General features: G+C 68.3%; 13 protein-coding genes. 7 read left to right on the plus strand and 6 right to left on the minus strand.

Annotated features, from left to right (window positions below; translation table 11 throughout):
* Nucleotides 1–25 precede the first annotated feature (25 nt).
* From AC2YHA_RS05035 to rsmA, 4 genes are read left to right on the plus strand one after another with little or no spacing between them, the layout of a single operon-like run.
* Nucleotides 26–2,266, plus strand: a complete 2,241-nt coding sequence (locus AC2YHA_RS05035) for an LPS-assembly protein LptD (protein WP_487400608.1) — start codon at nucleotides 26–28, stop codon at nucleotides 2,264–2,266.
* A gap of 50 nt (nucleotides 2,267–2,316) precedes the next feature.
* A complete protein-coding gene (locus tag AC2YHA_RS05040; RefSeq protein ID WP_487400609.1) occupies nucleotides 2,317–3,687 on the plus strand; it encodes a peptidylprolyl isomerase in 1,371 nt (456 codons plus the stop codon).
* A gap of 23 nt (nucleotides 3,688–3,710) precedes the next feature.
* A complete protein-coding gene (gene pdxA / locus AC2YHA_RS05045) occupies nucleotides 3,711–4,715 on the plus strand; it encodes a 4-hydroxythreonine-4-phosphate dehydrogenase PdxA (RefSeq protein ID WP_487400610.1) in 1,005 nt (334 codons plus the stop codon).
* Nucleotides 4,712–5,527, plus strand: coding sequence for a 16S rRNA (adenine(1518)-N(6)/adenine(1519)-N(6))-dimethyltransferase RsmA (rsmA, locus tag AC2YHA_RS05050; RefSeq protein ID WP_487400611.1), 816 nt, complete (start codon nucleotides 4,712–4,714; stop codon nucleotides 5,525–5,527). Before pdxA ends, rsmA begins: the two co-directional genes overlap by 4 nt.
* Before the next feature lie 45 nt (nucleotides 5,528–5,572).
* Here rsmA and AC2YHA_RS05055 read toward each other — a convergent pair whose 3' ends face one another.
* The 4 genes from AC2YHA_RS05055 to AC2YHA_RS05070 form a co-directional block, all read right to left on the minus strand.
* Nucleotides 5,573–6,082: a tetratricopeptide repeat protein gene (locus AC2YHA_RS05055; protein WP_233782378.1), complete on the minus strand. Its 510-nt coding sequence runs from the start codon at nucleotides 6,080–6,082 to the stop codon at nucleotides 5,573–5,575.
* Nucleotides 6,083–6,114: 32 nt separating this feature from the next.
* Nucleotides 6,115–7,275: an RsmB/NOP family class I SAM-dependent RNA methyltransferase gene (locus AC2YHA_RS05060; RefSeq protein WP_487400612.1), complete on the minus strand. Its 1,161-nt coding sequence runs from the start codon at nucleotides 7,273–7,275 to the stop codon at nucleotides 6,115–6,117.
* A gap of 120 nt (nucleotides 7,276–7,395) precedes the next feature.
* Nucleotides 7,396–8,853: an IMP dehydrogenase gene (gene guaB, locus AC2YHA_RS05065; RefSeq protein WP_487400613.1), complete on the minus strand. Its 1,458-nt coding sequence runs from the start codon at nucleotides 8,851–8,853 to the stop codon at nucleotides 7,396–7,398.
* 74 nt (nucleotides 8,854–8,927) lie between these two features.
* On the minus strand, nucleotides 8,928–9,737 hold the full coding sequence (locus AC2YHA_RS05070) for an HpcH/HpaI aldolase/citrate lyase family protein (protein ID WP_487400614.1): 810 nt from the start codon (nucleotides 9,735–9,737) through the stop codon (nucleotides 8,928–8,930).
* A gap of 70 nt (nucleotides 9,738–9,807) precedes the next feature.
* Here AC2YHA_RS05070 and AC2YHA_RS05075 point away from each other — a divergent pair, with 70 nt between their 5' ends.
* Nucleotides 9,808–10,779, plus strand: coding sequence for an SPFH domain-containing protein (locus AC2YHA_RS05075; RefSeq protein WP_233782366.1), 972 nt, complete (start codon nucleotides 9,808–9,810; stop codon nucleotides 10,777–10,779).
* A gap of 2 nt (nucleotides 10,780–10,781) precedes the next feature.
* Nucleotides 10,782–11,249, plus strand: coding sequence for an NfeD family protein (locus AC2YHA_RS05080; RefSeq protein ID WP_233782365.1), 468 nt, complete (start codon nucleotides 10,782–10,784; stop codon nucleotides 11,247–11,249).
* Between the two features lie 30 nt (nucleotides 11,250–11,279).
* Here AC2YHA_RS05080 and AC2YHA_RS05085 read toward each other — a convergent pair whose 3' ends face one another.
* A complete protein-coding gene (locus tag AC2YHA_RS05085; protein ID WP_233782364.1) occupies nucleotides 11,280–11,687 on the minus strand; it encodes a hypothetical protein in 408 nt (135 codons plus the stop codon).
* A 143-nt stretch (nucleotides 11,688–11,830) separates the two neighbouring features.
* On the opposite strand from AC2YHA_RS05085, the gene AC2YHA_RS05090 reads away from it, so the two are divergent.
* On the plus strand, nucleotides 11,831–12,223 hold the full coding sequence (locus tag AC2YHA_RS05090; protein ID WP_233782363.1) for a DUF3597 domain-containing protein: 393 nt from the start codon (nucleotides 11,831–11,833) through the stop codon (nucleotides 12,221–12,223).
* Here AC2YHA_RS05090 and AC2YHA_RS05095 read toward each other — a convergent pair.
* The gene (locus AC2YHA_RS05095) at nucleotides 12,220–12,663 is read right to left on the minus strand and encodes a hypothetical protein (RefSeq protein ID WP_487400615.1); all 444 of its coding nucleotides are present in this window, start codon (nucleotides 12,661–12,663) and stop codon (nucleotides 12,220–12,222) included. The genes AC2YHA_RS05090 and AC2YHA_RS05095 overlap by 4 nt on opposite strands.
* Nucleotides 12,664–12,708: the final 45 nt, after the last annotated feature.

A 12,708-nucleotide genomic window follows, 5' to 3' on the forward strand; every position in this document is an offset into this window, starting at 1 on the left:
GGCCGTTGTGGAGACGCCCCGTCACGTGAAGCGAACCGCCCTGTTGTTGTCCGGCGCTTTCGGCCTGTCGCTTCTCGCCTTGCCCGCGGCCGCGCAGGAGCTGCAGGATCGCGCCACGCAGCCGGCGCCTCCGCCCGAGACGCCGGCGTCGACCGATCCCGAGCAGATCCAGTTCAGCGCCGACACGCTTGAATATGACAACAATACCGACACGGTGACGGCCACCGGCGACGTCCGCCTCTACCGCGAGGGCAACCGGCTGCGCGCGGACAAGGTGGTGTGGAACCGCAAGTCCGGCCAGGTCGTCGCCACCGGCAACATCGCCGCGGCCAATCCCGAAGGCGACATCGCCTACGGTGACCATATCGAGCTGACCGACACGCTGAAGGACGGCGTGATCGAGAACATGCTCGTCGTGCTCGACCAGGGCGGCCGCATCGCCGCCCGCCACGGCGTGCGCAGCGATAACGGCGTCATCACCGTCGATCAGGCCGCCTACAGCCCCTGCGACGTCACCGCCTCCAACGGCTGCCCCAAGGAGCCGACGTGGAAGATCAGCGCGGTGCGCGTCGTCTATGACCCCGCGCTCGGCCGCATCAAGTACAAGGGTGCCAAGCTCTCGATGTTCGGCCTGCCGGTGATACCGCTGCCGACCTTCTCGCATCCGATCGGCGGCAAGAGCGACGACGGCTTCCTGACGCCCGACATCCGGCTCGACCGGGTGAACGGGCTCGAGATCGCCGTCCCCTATTATTTCAACTTCAGCGACAGCCGCGATCTCACGATCACGCCGCACATCTTCAGCGATGCGCTGCCGCTGATGCAGGCCGAATATCGCCAGCTCGATTCGCTCGGCGCCTTCCGCATCGGCGGCTATGCCACCTACAGCCGGCGCAGCGATGATCTCACCACGGGCAACACGACGCTCAGCAGCGAGAATGCCTTCCGCGGCTATATCGACAGCGCTGGCCGTTATCAGCTCTCGCCTGAGTGGAGCATCAGCGAATCGATCCGGCGCGCCACCGACCGCACTTTCCTCCGCCGCTACGACATCTCACGCGAGGATCGGCTGCGCAGCACCGTGCGGCTCGAGCGGATCGATGCGGACAGCTATTTCGCGATCACCGGCTGGTCGGTGCAGACGCTGCGGCTGACCGGCGACCAGGGAATGCAGCCGGTCGCGCTGCCGGAGATCGACTATCGCCGCCGCTTCGACGACGGCCTGATCGGCGGCCGCTTCGAGCTCCAGCTCAACAGCCTGGCGCTCACTCGCAGCGAGGGGCAGGACACCCAGCGCGCCTTCGCCTCGATGCGCTGGGACTTGAGGCGCGTGACCGACTGGGGTCAACAGGTGACCTTCACCGCCTATGCCCGCGGCGATGTCTACAACACGCGCGACGTGCTTTCGACCGCGGTGGCGAGCTACCGCGGCGACGAGGGTTTCTCGACCCGCGCGATCGGCGCGCTGGCAATCGACGTGCAATGGCCGTTCATCGGCAGCGCGTTCGGGGGCACCCAGCGGATCACGCCGCGCATCCAGATGGTCGTCGCGCCCAAGCTCGCCAACCTCTCGATCCCCAATGAGGATGCCCGTGCGGTCGACCTCGAGGATTCGAACCTGTTCGCGCTCAACCGTTTCCCCGGCTACGACCGGTTCGAGGATTCGACGCGCTTCACCTATGGGCTCGACTACGCCCTCGACCTCCCCGGCTTCGCGCTGGAGGCCAATGTCGGCCAGAGCTACCGCCTGAGCCAGCGGCCCTCGATCCTGCCCGACGGCACCGGCCTGTCCGACCGTTTCTCCGACATCGTCGGCCGCACGACGATCCGCTATCGCGATTTCATCAGCTTCACCCACCGCTACCGTCTCGACAAGGACAGTTTCGCGGTGCGCCGTAACGAGATCGACGCGACGATCGGCAGCCGCAAGACCTATGTGCTGCTCGGCTACCTGCGTCTCAACCGCAACATCGACACGCTCGAGGACCTGCAGGACCGCGAGGAAGCGCGGGTCGGCGGCCGCGTGCAGTTCCAGAAATTCTGGTCGGTGTTCGGCTCGGCGACGATCGACCTGACCGACAAGGCCGAGGACCCGACGTCCCTCTCCGACGGTTTCCAGCCGGTTCGCCACCGGCTCGGCTTCGCCTATGAGGACGATTGTCTCAAACTTGGCCTGACCTGGAAGCGCGATTATCAGAACACCGGCGACGCGCGGCGCGGCAACAGCTATCTGTTGACCCTATCGTTCAAGAACCTGGGCCGCTAAGCCTCGGTTCAGCCTCAATCTGATTTTAGGCAGCATCGCGACGTGCGCCTATGGGACTTACGGGAAAGCAGCAGTTGGTGAAGAGCATTGTTCTGAAGACGGCGGCGATCGCCGCGACCCTCGCCGTGGCGGGGGCGCTTGCGGCGCAGACGGTGCCGGACGACACTCAGGAGACGCCGAGCACCGGGCTCGACCTGCCGTCGAACCTCCAGATCTTCGGCAAGGTGGACCCCAACGTCCGCAAGCCGACCGCGATCGTCAATGATACGGTGATCACCGGCACCGACGTCGATCAGCGCGTGGCGATGATCCTGGCGCTCAACCAGTACAAGCCGAACCCCGAGGAACTCGACCGGCTGAAGCTCCAGGTGCTGCGCGGCCTCATCGACGAGACGCTCCAGATCCAGGAGGCCAAGACGCGCGAGATCACCGTCACGCCGGCCGAGATCGATCAGAGCTTTTCCCGCGTCGCGCGCAATTTCCAGAAGAGCCCGACCGAATTCTCGGCCTTCCTCAAGTCGGTCGGATCGTCGGATCGATCGCTCCGACGCCAGATCGAGGGCGAGCTTGCCTGGAACCGCCTGCTGCGCAGCCGCGTCGCGCCGTTCATCAACGTCGGCGACGAGGAGGTGAAGTCGATCATCGACCGCCTCAAGGCCTCGCAGGGCGTCGAGGAATATCATCTCAAGGAAATCTACCTCTCCACCACGCCCGAGCGGCAGCAGGAGGTCTTCGCCAACGGGCAGAAGATGATCCAGCAGATGCGCCAGGGTGCGCCGTTCGAGTATTTCGCGGCCAATTTCTCGGAGGCCTCGACGCGCGCCAAGCAGGGCGATCTCGGCTGGATCCGGCTCGGGACGCTGCCGGATTCGCTGCAAGCGGCCGCTACTCAGCTCGAGATCGGCCAGATCGCCGGGCCGGTCGAGGTGCCGGGGGGATTCTCGATCCTCTATCTCGTCGACAAGCGAAAGATCGGTATGCCCGATCCTCGCGACGCACGGCTCAACCTCCGCCAGCTCTCGATCAAGTTCCCGGCGGGCACGACCGAAGCGCAGGCGACCCAGCGGACCTCGGCCTTCGCCGCGGCCATCCAGGGGATTCGGGGCTGCGGCGACGTTTCCAAGGTGGCGACCGACATCGGTGCCGAGGTGGTCGACAATGATTCGGTCACCATCCGCCAGCTTCCGCCCCAGCTCCAGGACATCATGCTGAAGCTTCAGGTCGGCCAGGCGACGCCGCCGTTCGGCTCGCCGCAGGAAGGCGTGCGTACGCTGGTGCTGTGCGGCCGCGACGATCCCCAAACCGCGGCCATGCCCGACCCCGAGCAGGTCCAGGCGCAGCTCGAGGAGCAACGCGTCAACCTGCGCGCCCAGCGCATGCTGCGCGACCTGAGGCGCGACGCCGTCGTCGAGTATCGGTGACGGCGATGAACGCGGAGCCCCCGATGCACGTCGCTCCGCTCGCCGTCTCAATGGGCGATCCAGCCGGCGTCGGGCCGGAGATCATCGCCAAAGCCTGGGCTGCGCGCGAGCTGCATCGGCTGCCCCCCTTCTTTGCCGTCGGTGACGCGCGCGCGATCGAGGCGGTGTGGTCGGGACCGCTGCAGCGGATCGATTCGCCTGCCGACGCCGCCCGGGTGTTCGCCGAAGCCCTTCCCGTGATCTCGGTCGCCGACGCCGGCGAGATCACGCCGGGGCAGCCAGATGTCGAGGACGCCCGATGCGCGCTCGAATCGCTGGAGCTGGCGGTCGGCCTCACCCGTTCCGGCGCGGCGAGCGGACTGGTGACGGGGCCGGTCTCCAAGGCGCAGCTCTATCGCATCGGCTTCACCCATCCCGGCCAGACCGAATTCGTCGCCGAACGCTGCGGCATCGCCAAGCAGAATGCGGTGATGATGCTCGCCGGACCGACGCTGCGCGTTGTGCCGATCACCACCCACATCCCGCTCGCTGAGGTGGCGAACCATCTCTCGATCGAGCTGATCGTCGCCAAGGCGCAGGCGACCGCGCGCGGCCTCACCCGCAATTTCGGGATCGAACGCCCCCGCCTCGCCTTCGCCGGCTTCAACCCGCACGCGGGCGAAAGCGGCGCGATCGGCCGCGAGGAGATCGAGCTGATCGAGCCCGCGATCGCACGGCTGGTCGAGGAAGGGATCGACGCGGTCGGCCCGTTCGCCGCCGACAGCATGTTCCATGCCCGCGCGCGCGCCGGCTATGACGCGGCGATCTGCTGCTATCACGACCAGGCGCTGATCCCGCTGAAGGCGCTGCATTTCGACGAGGGCGTCAACATGACGCTGGGCCTGCCGATCGTGCGCACCTCGCCCGATCATGGCACCGCGTTCGGCATCGCCGGCCAGGACGTCGCCGAGCCGGGCGCGATGATCGCCGCGATCGCCCTCGCCGCCGAGGCCGCCGCCCGCCGCGCCACCCAGCACCAGCCGGCTTGAGCGACCTCCCTCCCCTTCGCGAGGTCGTGGCGCGCTACGGCCTCAGCGCCAGCAAGGCGCTCGGACAGAATTTCCTGTTCGACGGTCAGCTCCTCGCGCGCATCGCCGCGGTGCCGGGCGACCTTGCCAGCAAGGAGGTGCTAGAGATCGGCCCCGGTCCTGGCGGCCTTACCCGCGCGCTGCTCGCCGCGGGCGCGCGCGTGACCGCGATCGAGCGCGACCGCCGCTGCATCCCGGCACTCGCCGAGCTGGCGGGGGCCTATCCCGGCAAGCTTGAGGTGATCGAAGGCGACGCGCTGGAGATCGACGCGCCGGCGCTGTTCGCGGGCAAGCCCCACATCGTCGCCAACCTGCCCTACAATGTCGGCACCGCACTGCTGGTCGATTGGCTGTCCACCGACTGGTTGCCGTGGTGGCAGAGCCTGACGCTGATGTTCCAGAAGGAGGTCGCCGACCGCATCGTCGCCAAGGCCGGCGACGACGCCTACGGCCGGCTCGCTGTGCTTGCCCAGTGGCGCTCGGCCGCGCGGATCGCGATGCCGGTCCATCGCTCCGCCTTCACGCCGCCACCTAAGGTGATGTCGGCGGTCGTCCATATCGTGCCACGCGAGGCACCGGAGGCAGTTGCGCTCGGCAAGCTGGAAGCGCTCACCGGCGCCGCCTTCGGCCAGCGGCGCAAGATGCTCCGCCAGAGCCTGCGCGGCGTGCCGGGGGCGTTGGAAGCGCTGGAAAGGCTCGGCATCGATCCGACGCGGCGAGCCGAGACGGTCAGCGTCGACGAGTTCGTTTCACTGGCCCGTGCGCTGAGCTGACTCCGTTCGTCATCCCGGCGGAAGCCGGGATGACGGAATGGGGCGTCAGTTCTTCGCGACCGCGTCCGGCTTGACCGGCGTCGCCTGCGCTGCCGTCACGGGCGGGCCCTTGGCGATCGAGGCGGCCAGCGTCGTCGCATCCGGGCAAGCGCTCTTGGCGCAAAGCTTGCGGATCTTGGCAAGATTCTCCTTCGCTCGCTCGACCGCGCCCCTGGCGACCAGCGCCTCCCCCTGGCCACGCAGCGCCGCGACATCGTTGGGCTCGAGCAGCAACGCCTCGCGGTAGAGGCGGATCGCCTTGCCGTCGAGCTTCTGCGCCCGCGCGATCTCGGCGAGAACGATGAAGCCCTGGCGGTTGCGCGGATCGACCGCGAGCGCGGTCTCGATCAGGTCGGTCGCGCCCTGCAGGTTGCCCGCCGCACGCGCCGCCTTGCCCTTTTCGAGCAGCGCCACCGAGCGCGGATCGATCTGATCGTCGGGCCGCTGGCCATGCAGCGCAGTCGAGACAGTGAGCAGGGTGAGGCCGAGCGCGGCCGCAACCGAGGTGTAACGCATGACGGACTCCCAGAGGGGCATTTGCCGAAAGGCTAGCACGGGCGAATCAGCCGCGCGACAAAAAAGCCGTCGGTTCCATCGTGGTGCGGGGTGAGTCGGAGACCGGCGCCGTGCTGCCGGCCGGCCGGAAGCGAGGGTGGCTCGGCGGTCCAGCCGGGATGGCGGGCGAGGAAGGCCTCGACCTGACCCGCCCCTTCCGCGTCGAGCAGCGAACAGACGACGTACGTGAGCGCGCCGCCCGGCCGCACCAGCGCCGCACCGATATCGAGCACGTGCGTCTGCGTCGCGGCGAGCCGGCCGAGCCGCGCCGGAGTCAGCCGCCAGCGCGCCTCCGGATTGCGCCGCCACGTGCCAGTGCCCGAGCAGGGCGCATCGACCAGCACCACGTCGGCGCCATCGGCGAGATCGGCTAGCATCGCGACCTCCCGACCGGGATCGAGCAGACGGGTTTCCGCGATGGTCACATCGGCCCGCTCCGCCCGCGGCGGCAGCTTGGAGAGGCGCGCGCGATCGACGTCGCAGGCGACGATCCGCCCCTCGTTTCCCATCGCCGAAGCGAGCGCCAGCGTCTTGCCCCCGCCGCCTGCGCAAAGGTCCACCACCGTCATGCCGGGCTGGGCGTTCACGGCCAGCGTGACGAACTGACTACCGGCATCCTGGACCTCGATCCTGCCGGCGAAATCGTCCATGTTCGTACCCGCAGGCAGCCGGAGCCCATCGGGCAGCCCGGCAATGGCTTCACCGTCGGGAAGGTCGCCAGCGGGCCGCAGGCGATTGATCCGCACGTCGAGCGGCGCCCGCCCGACCAGCGCGGCTTGCTCCCCTTCAGTGATGCCAGATGCCTCGAGCGCGGTCCGCAGCCAGGCCGGCGCGATCCCGGCTTCGGCCAGCCGCTCTCCGGGCGCGATCACCGTCGAGCCGTGCCTGGAGCCGTCGAACGTCGCCGCCACCTCCGGATCGCGGTCAGCCAGCAGCAGCATCGCCGCCCGCCCGCTCTCCGGCCGTTCGCCGCAGAGGCGGATCGCATCGTAGACGAGTGTCCGCACCGCACGCCGATCCTTCGAGCCGGCATAGCGCCGCTCGGCAAAATAGCGTGCAATCAGCACGTCCGCCGCCGCCCCCGCGTCGCGCGCGGCGGCGATGATGAGGTCGAGCAGCTCGATCGCCGCCTGGGTGCGCGCGGCGGGAGTCATGCCGAAAAGCCCCTCCCCTTCAGGGGAGGGGTTGGGGTGGGGCTTATCCGCAGGCGACCCGGCTTGCCGCACTGCCCCACCCCCAACCCCTCCCCTGAAGGGGAGGGGCTTACGGATGCCTCAGCGCGTCGGATAATTGGGCGCCTCGCGCGTGATGGTGACGTCGTGGACGTGGCTTTCGCGCAGGCCGGCGTTGGTGATGCGGACGAACTTCGCCCGCTGTTGCAGCTCGGCAATGGTGTGCGAGCCGGTATAGCCCATCGCCGCCTTCACGCCGCCGACGAGCTGATGGATGACGTCGCGCGCCGGGCCCTTGAATGGGACCTGGCCCTCGATACCCTCGGGCACGAGCTTGAGCTGGTCCTTGATGTCCTGCTGGAAATAACGGTCGGCCGATCCGCGCGCCATCGCACCGACCGAACCCATGCCGCGGTACGATTTATAGGCGCGACCCTGATAGAGGAAGGTCTCACCCGGCGCCTCCTCGGTGCCGGCGAGCAGCGATCCGATCATCACGCTGGACGCGCCCGCCGCCAGTGCCTTGGCGATGTCGCCCGAGGTGCGGATGCCGCCGTCGGCGATCACCGGCACGTCCGACTTGGCCGCTTCCTCGGCGGCGCTCATCACCGCCGTGAGCTGCGGCACACCCACGCCCGCAACCACGCGCGTCGTGCAGATCGAGCCCGGGCCGATGCCGACCTTCACTCCGTCCGCGCCGGCATCGATCAGCGCGCGCGTCGCCTCGGCGGTGGCGACGTTGCCTGCCACCACCTGTACCCGGTTCGAGCGCGCCTTCACCCGCTCGACCGCGCGCGCGACGTCGCGGTTGTGGCCGTGCGCTGTGTCGATCACGATCAGGTCGACCTCGGCGTCGATCAGCGCCTCCGTGCGCTCGAAACCCTTGTCTCCGACCGTCGTCGCCGCAGCGACGCACAGGCGGCCGGCATCGTCCTTGGTCGCCTCGGGATAGAGCACCGCCTTCTCGATGTCCTTGACGGTGATCAGGCCGATACAGCGATAGTCGTCGTCGACCACCAGCAGCTTTTCGATGCGGCGCTGGTGGAGCAGGCGGCGCGCCTCGTCCTGACTGACGCCCTCGCGCACCGTCGCAAGGTTGTCGCGCGTCATCAGCTCGCGCACCGGCTGGTTCCCGTCGCCGGCGAAGCGCACGTCGCGGTTGGTGAGGATGCCGACCAGCTTCCCGCCGGGTTCGGTCACCGGGATGCCGCTGATCCTGTGGCGCTCCATGATCGCCTGCGCTTCGCTGAGCGGCGCGTCGGGACGGATCGTGATCGGATTGACCACCATGCCGCTCTCGAACCGCTTGACCGCGGTCACGGCGGCGACCTGGTCATCGATCGAGAGGTTGCGGTGGAGCACGCCGATACCGCCCAGCTGCGCCATCACGATCGCCATCGCGCCTTCGGTCACCGTGTCCATCGCCGAGGACAGGACCGGAATGTTGAGGCTCAGGTTGCGGCTGACGCGGGTGCGCGGGTCCGCCTGGCTCGGCAGCACCTCGGATTCGGCGGGCAGCAGCAGGACATCGTCGAAGGTGAGACCGAGGGGGATGTCCATAGGGCGCCAAATCCTGTCGAATCGAAGGTTGGCGGCCCATGTAAACGCAGCCACCCGGAAGCGCTAGGGGTGGGTCAGCGCTCCGCCCGCTCGATCAGCGCCCGCGCCTGTTCGACATGCATCGCCTCAATCATCCGGTCGCGGAAGCGTTCGGCTCCGCCGGTGGCCGCTTCGATCAGTGCACGAGCGTCGGCCAGCTCCTCGGCTGTGGGACCGAACGCCTCGGCCGCGGTCGCGATCTGGTTAGGGTGGATCAGGCTCTTGCCGTCGAAGCCCATTGCCCTCCCCTCTCGGCATTCGGCGGCGAGCCCCTCAGGGTCGTCGAGCGCGTTGAACACGCCGTCGATCGCCCAGCCGGCGCTCGCCCGCGCGGCGAGGACGATGGTCTGGAGCGCCAGTGCAAGCCCCGCCCGCCCGCTCGGAATGCCGAGCGCGGCGCGCAGGTCGTTGACCCCGGCGATCAGCCCCGCCACGCCAGGCACCGCCGCGATCTCGGCGGCGGCGAGCACGCCGAGCGGCGTCTCGGTCATCGCCAGCAGCGGCTTGGCTGCGGCGGCGGCGATCCGGGCGGCGTCCTCCGCCGTCTCCAGTTTGGGCGCCACCACGAAATCGGCGAGCGATCCTGCCACCGCCGCGAGATCGTCCTCATGCTCGGCCGTCTCGCCTCCGTTCACCCGAATAGCCGTGAGACGGGGGCCGAAACCCTCGGCCACCGCGGTAACGGCGGCCATGCGTGCGGCCGCCTTGTCCTCCGCCTTCACCGCGTCCTCGAGGTCGAGGATCACCATGTCGGCGGCGAGCCCGCGCGCCTTCGCGATCGCGCGCGGATTGGAGGCGGGCAGGAACAGCGCAGTGCGCGGCGCGAGGCGTCGGGATGTGCTCATGCCGGCGCTTATGCTACCGCTGGAGCGACGCCGCCAGCGGGAGTCGCCGGCGGCATGGGGGAGCGATCGCATGGAACTCACCGCCGCCGCCTTCATCCTGGCGCTGGTCGTCTTCTACCTCGCAGCGAGCATCAAGATCGTCCGGCAAGGCTATCAATACACGATCGAGCATTTCGGCCGCTTCACCAGCGTCGCGCCGCCGGGGTTCAACTTCTTCCCCGCCTTCTTCTACCGCGTCGGCCGCCGCGTGAACATGATGGAGCAGGTGATCGACATCCCGGGGCAGGAGATCATCACCAAGGACAATGCGATGATCTCGACCGACGGCGTCGTGTTTTTCCAGGTGCTCGACGCCGCCAAGGCCGCTTATGAGGTGTCGGACCTCTATGTCGCGCTGCTCCAGCTCACCACCACCAACCTGCGCACGGTGATGGGGTCGATGGACCTCGACGAGACGCTGTCGAAGCGCGACGAGATCAACGCTCGGCTGCTCTCGGTGGTCGATCACGCGACGACGCCGTGGGGCGTCAAGATCACCCGCGTTGAAATCAAGGACATCCGCCCACCCGCCGATATCGTCAACGCGATGGGCCGGCAGATGAAGGCCGAGCGCGAGAAGCGCGCCAACATCCTCGACGCCGAGGGCGCACGCGCTGCCGAAATCCTGCGCGCCGAGGGCCAGAAGCAGTCGCAGATACTCGAGGCGGAGGGCCGCCGCGAGGCCGCGTTCCGCGACGCCGAAGCCCGCGAGCGCGCTGCCGAGGCCGAGGCCAAGGCTACCCAGCTCGTGTCCGAGGCGATCGAGGCGGGAAGCAGCCAGTCGCTCAACTATTTCATCGCGCAGAAATATGTCGAGGCGGTCAGCCAGTTCGCAACGTCGCCCAATGCCAAGACCATCTTGTTCCCGGTCGAGGCGACCCAGCTGATCGGCACGCTCGGCGGCATCGGCGAACTCGCCAAGGACGCGCTGGGCCAACTTCCCGCCAGGCCCCCCACCCCGCCCTCCTCGCGCAAGGGCCCGTTCGAGGAGCGGCAGGGCTGATCATGGCGGACTGGTTCGACCATCTCGGCGCCTGGTGGCTGATCCTGGCGGTGGTGCTCGGCATCGCGGAGATCGTCGCGCCGGGCGTGTTCCTGATCTTCTTCGCCGCCGCCGCGGCGATCATGGGCGTGCTCGCGATCATCTTTCCTGACATGCCGGTCGCAGTGCAGCTCGTCGGCTTCGCCGCCTGGGCATCGGTGGCGGTGCTGCTCGGGCGGCGCTTCTATCGCGAATACCCGGTCGAGACGGCCGATCCGCTGCTCAACGACCGCATGGCGCGGTTGATCGGCGAGACGGTGATCGTGACCGAGGCGATCGAGCATGGCCGCGGACGGGTGAGAGTCGCCGATGGCGAATGGCCCGCGCGGGGCCCTGATGCGCCGACCGGCACGCGCGTGCGCATCACCGGCGCCGACGGCACGTCATTGCGCGTCGAGCCGGTTCCCGCGATCGAAGGAAAGGCGGGATAGCGGCAGTCGCCGTCCCGCCCCTTTTCCGTCCTACTGCTTGTTGCCGAGCAGTCCGCCGAGCTGGCCCAGGATGTTGCCGATCCCGCCCTGCTCCTGCGCTTGCGCCGCCGCACCCTGCTCCCCCTCGCCCTGCTGGCCCAGGAGTCCGCCGAGCCCGCCGGCCAGCGAGCCGAGCACGCCGCTCTGCGTCAGGATGGTGGCATAATTGGCGAGTGATCCCTCGCCGCCGATATGACCGATGATCTGGTTGAGGATGTCCGGCGACAGTCCGGTGGTGCCCTGCGCGACCTCGACGGTATCGCCCGGATCGGTATGCGCCTGCGCGAGCGCGCCAATCGCGGCGGCCGCGGCGTCCTGCGGAATGCCGACCTTCTGCGCCAGATCGGCGACATCGACATGCTGGCTGATTTGGGAAAGCAGTCCGTCAAGCATTGCCATTGCAGTCACTCCATGAACCCCCGGGATCATTACAATAGCATCATGACGCTTTGCGGACGAGCACCGGATGTCATCGATTCGTCGTGCAATCGAAATGAAATGCAGCCATCATTTTCCGTGGGCGGGGAAAACGGAGGAAGCTCATGGGCATTTTCTCGACAATCAAGAATGCGATCTGGGGACACAAGGCAGCGGCTCCCGCGCCGGCACCGCAGCCTCAGGCTGCACCGGCTGCCACCGCAGCAGCTCCGCAGCCCCAGCCCGCGCCCCAGCCAGTCGCAGTCGATATTGAGGCCGTGCTGACGCAGATGCAGGCCGAGAAAGGCACCCATTTCAACTGGCAGAGCTCGATCGTCGACCTGATGAAGCTGGTCGGCATGGATTCGAGCCTTGCCGAGCGCAAGGAGCTCGCACAGGAGCTCGGCTACACCGGCGCGCTCGACGGCAGCGCCGAAATGAACATCTGGCTGCACAAGCGCGTGCTCAAGGAACTGGCCGCGAATGGCGGCAAAGTCCCTGCCGCGCTGCTCGACTAGGGCAGCGGCGCCAAGTCCGGCGCGACGAATCCGCGTCGCGCCGGCACCGAGAACAGCAGCTCGCGCGAATAGAAGCGGAGCGGCCAGTCGCGCCGCCCCATCGGGCTCGCCAGCAGCGCATTGACCCTGGCGGCGAGCGCCCGCTCGCCCGTCTCGCGCAAGAACAGCCGCACGCCCGCGACGAACGCGCGGGTGATGCTGTCGTGATAGCCCTGGCTGTCGTCGTTCACTCCGCCGACGCTTTCGTTGTAGCGGCGGATGACCCCCGCGATCTCGGCGTCGACGTCGATGTCGGGACGTTCGGTCAGCAGCCACAGGCAGGCGCCAAGATGCGCCTCGTGCGTCCACTCCTCACGCGGCAACTTACATGCCAGCAGCCCCTCGCCAACGTGGCGGACGGCAGCATCGTCGGCGAAGGGGCGGAAGGGAAGCTCGGTCATCGTCTCGGTCTCTCTTGGCAGGGAGGCCCGATCGGATGACCGGGC

This window comes from Sphingomonas sp. SRI_018, from assembly GCF_057586275.1.

Coding starts and splice junctions, on each gene's coding strand:
- AC2YHA_RS05040 (WP_487400609.1), top strand. CDS start 2,317: ATGGGACTTACGGGAAAGCAGCAGTTGGTGAAGAGCATTGTTCTGAAG.
- pdxA (WP_487400610.1), top strand. CDS start 3,711: ATGCACGTCGCTCCGCTCGCCGTCTCAATGGGCGATCCAGCCGGCGTC.
- AC2YHA_RS05055 (WP_233782378.1), bottom strand. CDS start 6,082: ATGCGTTACACCTCGGTTGCGGCCGCGCTCGGCCTCACCCTGCTCACT.
- AC2YHA_RS05060 (WP_487400612.1), bottom strand. CDS start 7,275: ATGACTCCCGCCGCGCGCACCCAGGCGGCGATCGAGCTGCTCGACCTC.
- guaB (WP_487400613.1), bottom strand. CDS start 8,853: ATGGACATCCCCCTCGGTCTCACCTTCGACGATGTCCTGCTGCTGCCC.
- AC2YHA_RS05070 (WP_487400614.1), bottom strand. CDS start 9,737: ATGAGCACATCCCGACGCCTCGCGCCGCGCACTGCGCTGTTCCTGCCC.
- AC2YHA_RS05075 (WP_233782366.1), top strand. CDS start 9,808: ATGGAACTCACCGCCGCCGCCTTCATCCTGGCGCTGGTCGTCTTCTAC.
- AC2YHA_RS05080 (WP_233782365.1), top strand. CDS start 10,782: ATGGCGGACTGGTTCGACCATCTCGGCGCCTGGTGGCTGATCCTGGCG.
- AC2YHA_RS05085 (WP_233782364.1), bottom strand. CDS start 11,687: ATGGCAATGCTTGACGGACTGCTTTCCCAAATCAGCCAGCATGTCGAT.
- AC2YHA_RS05090 (WP_233782363.1), top strand. CDS start 11,831: ATGGGCATTTTCTCGACAATCAAGAATGCGATCTGGGGACACAAGGCA.
- AC2YHA_RS05095 (WP_487400615.1), bottom strand. CDS start 12,663: ATGACCGAGCTTCCCTTCCGCCCCTTCGCCGACGATGCTGCCGTCCGC.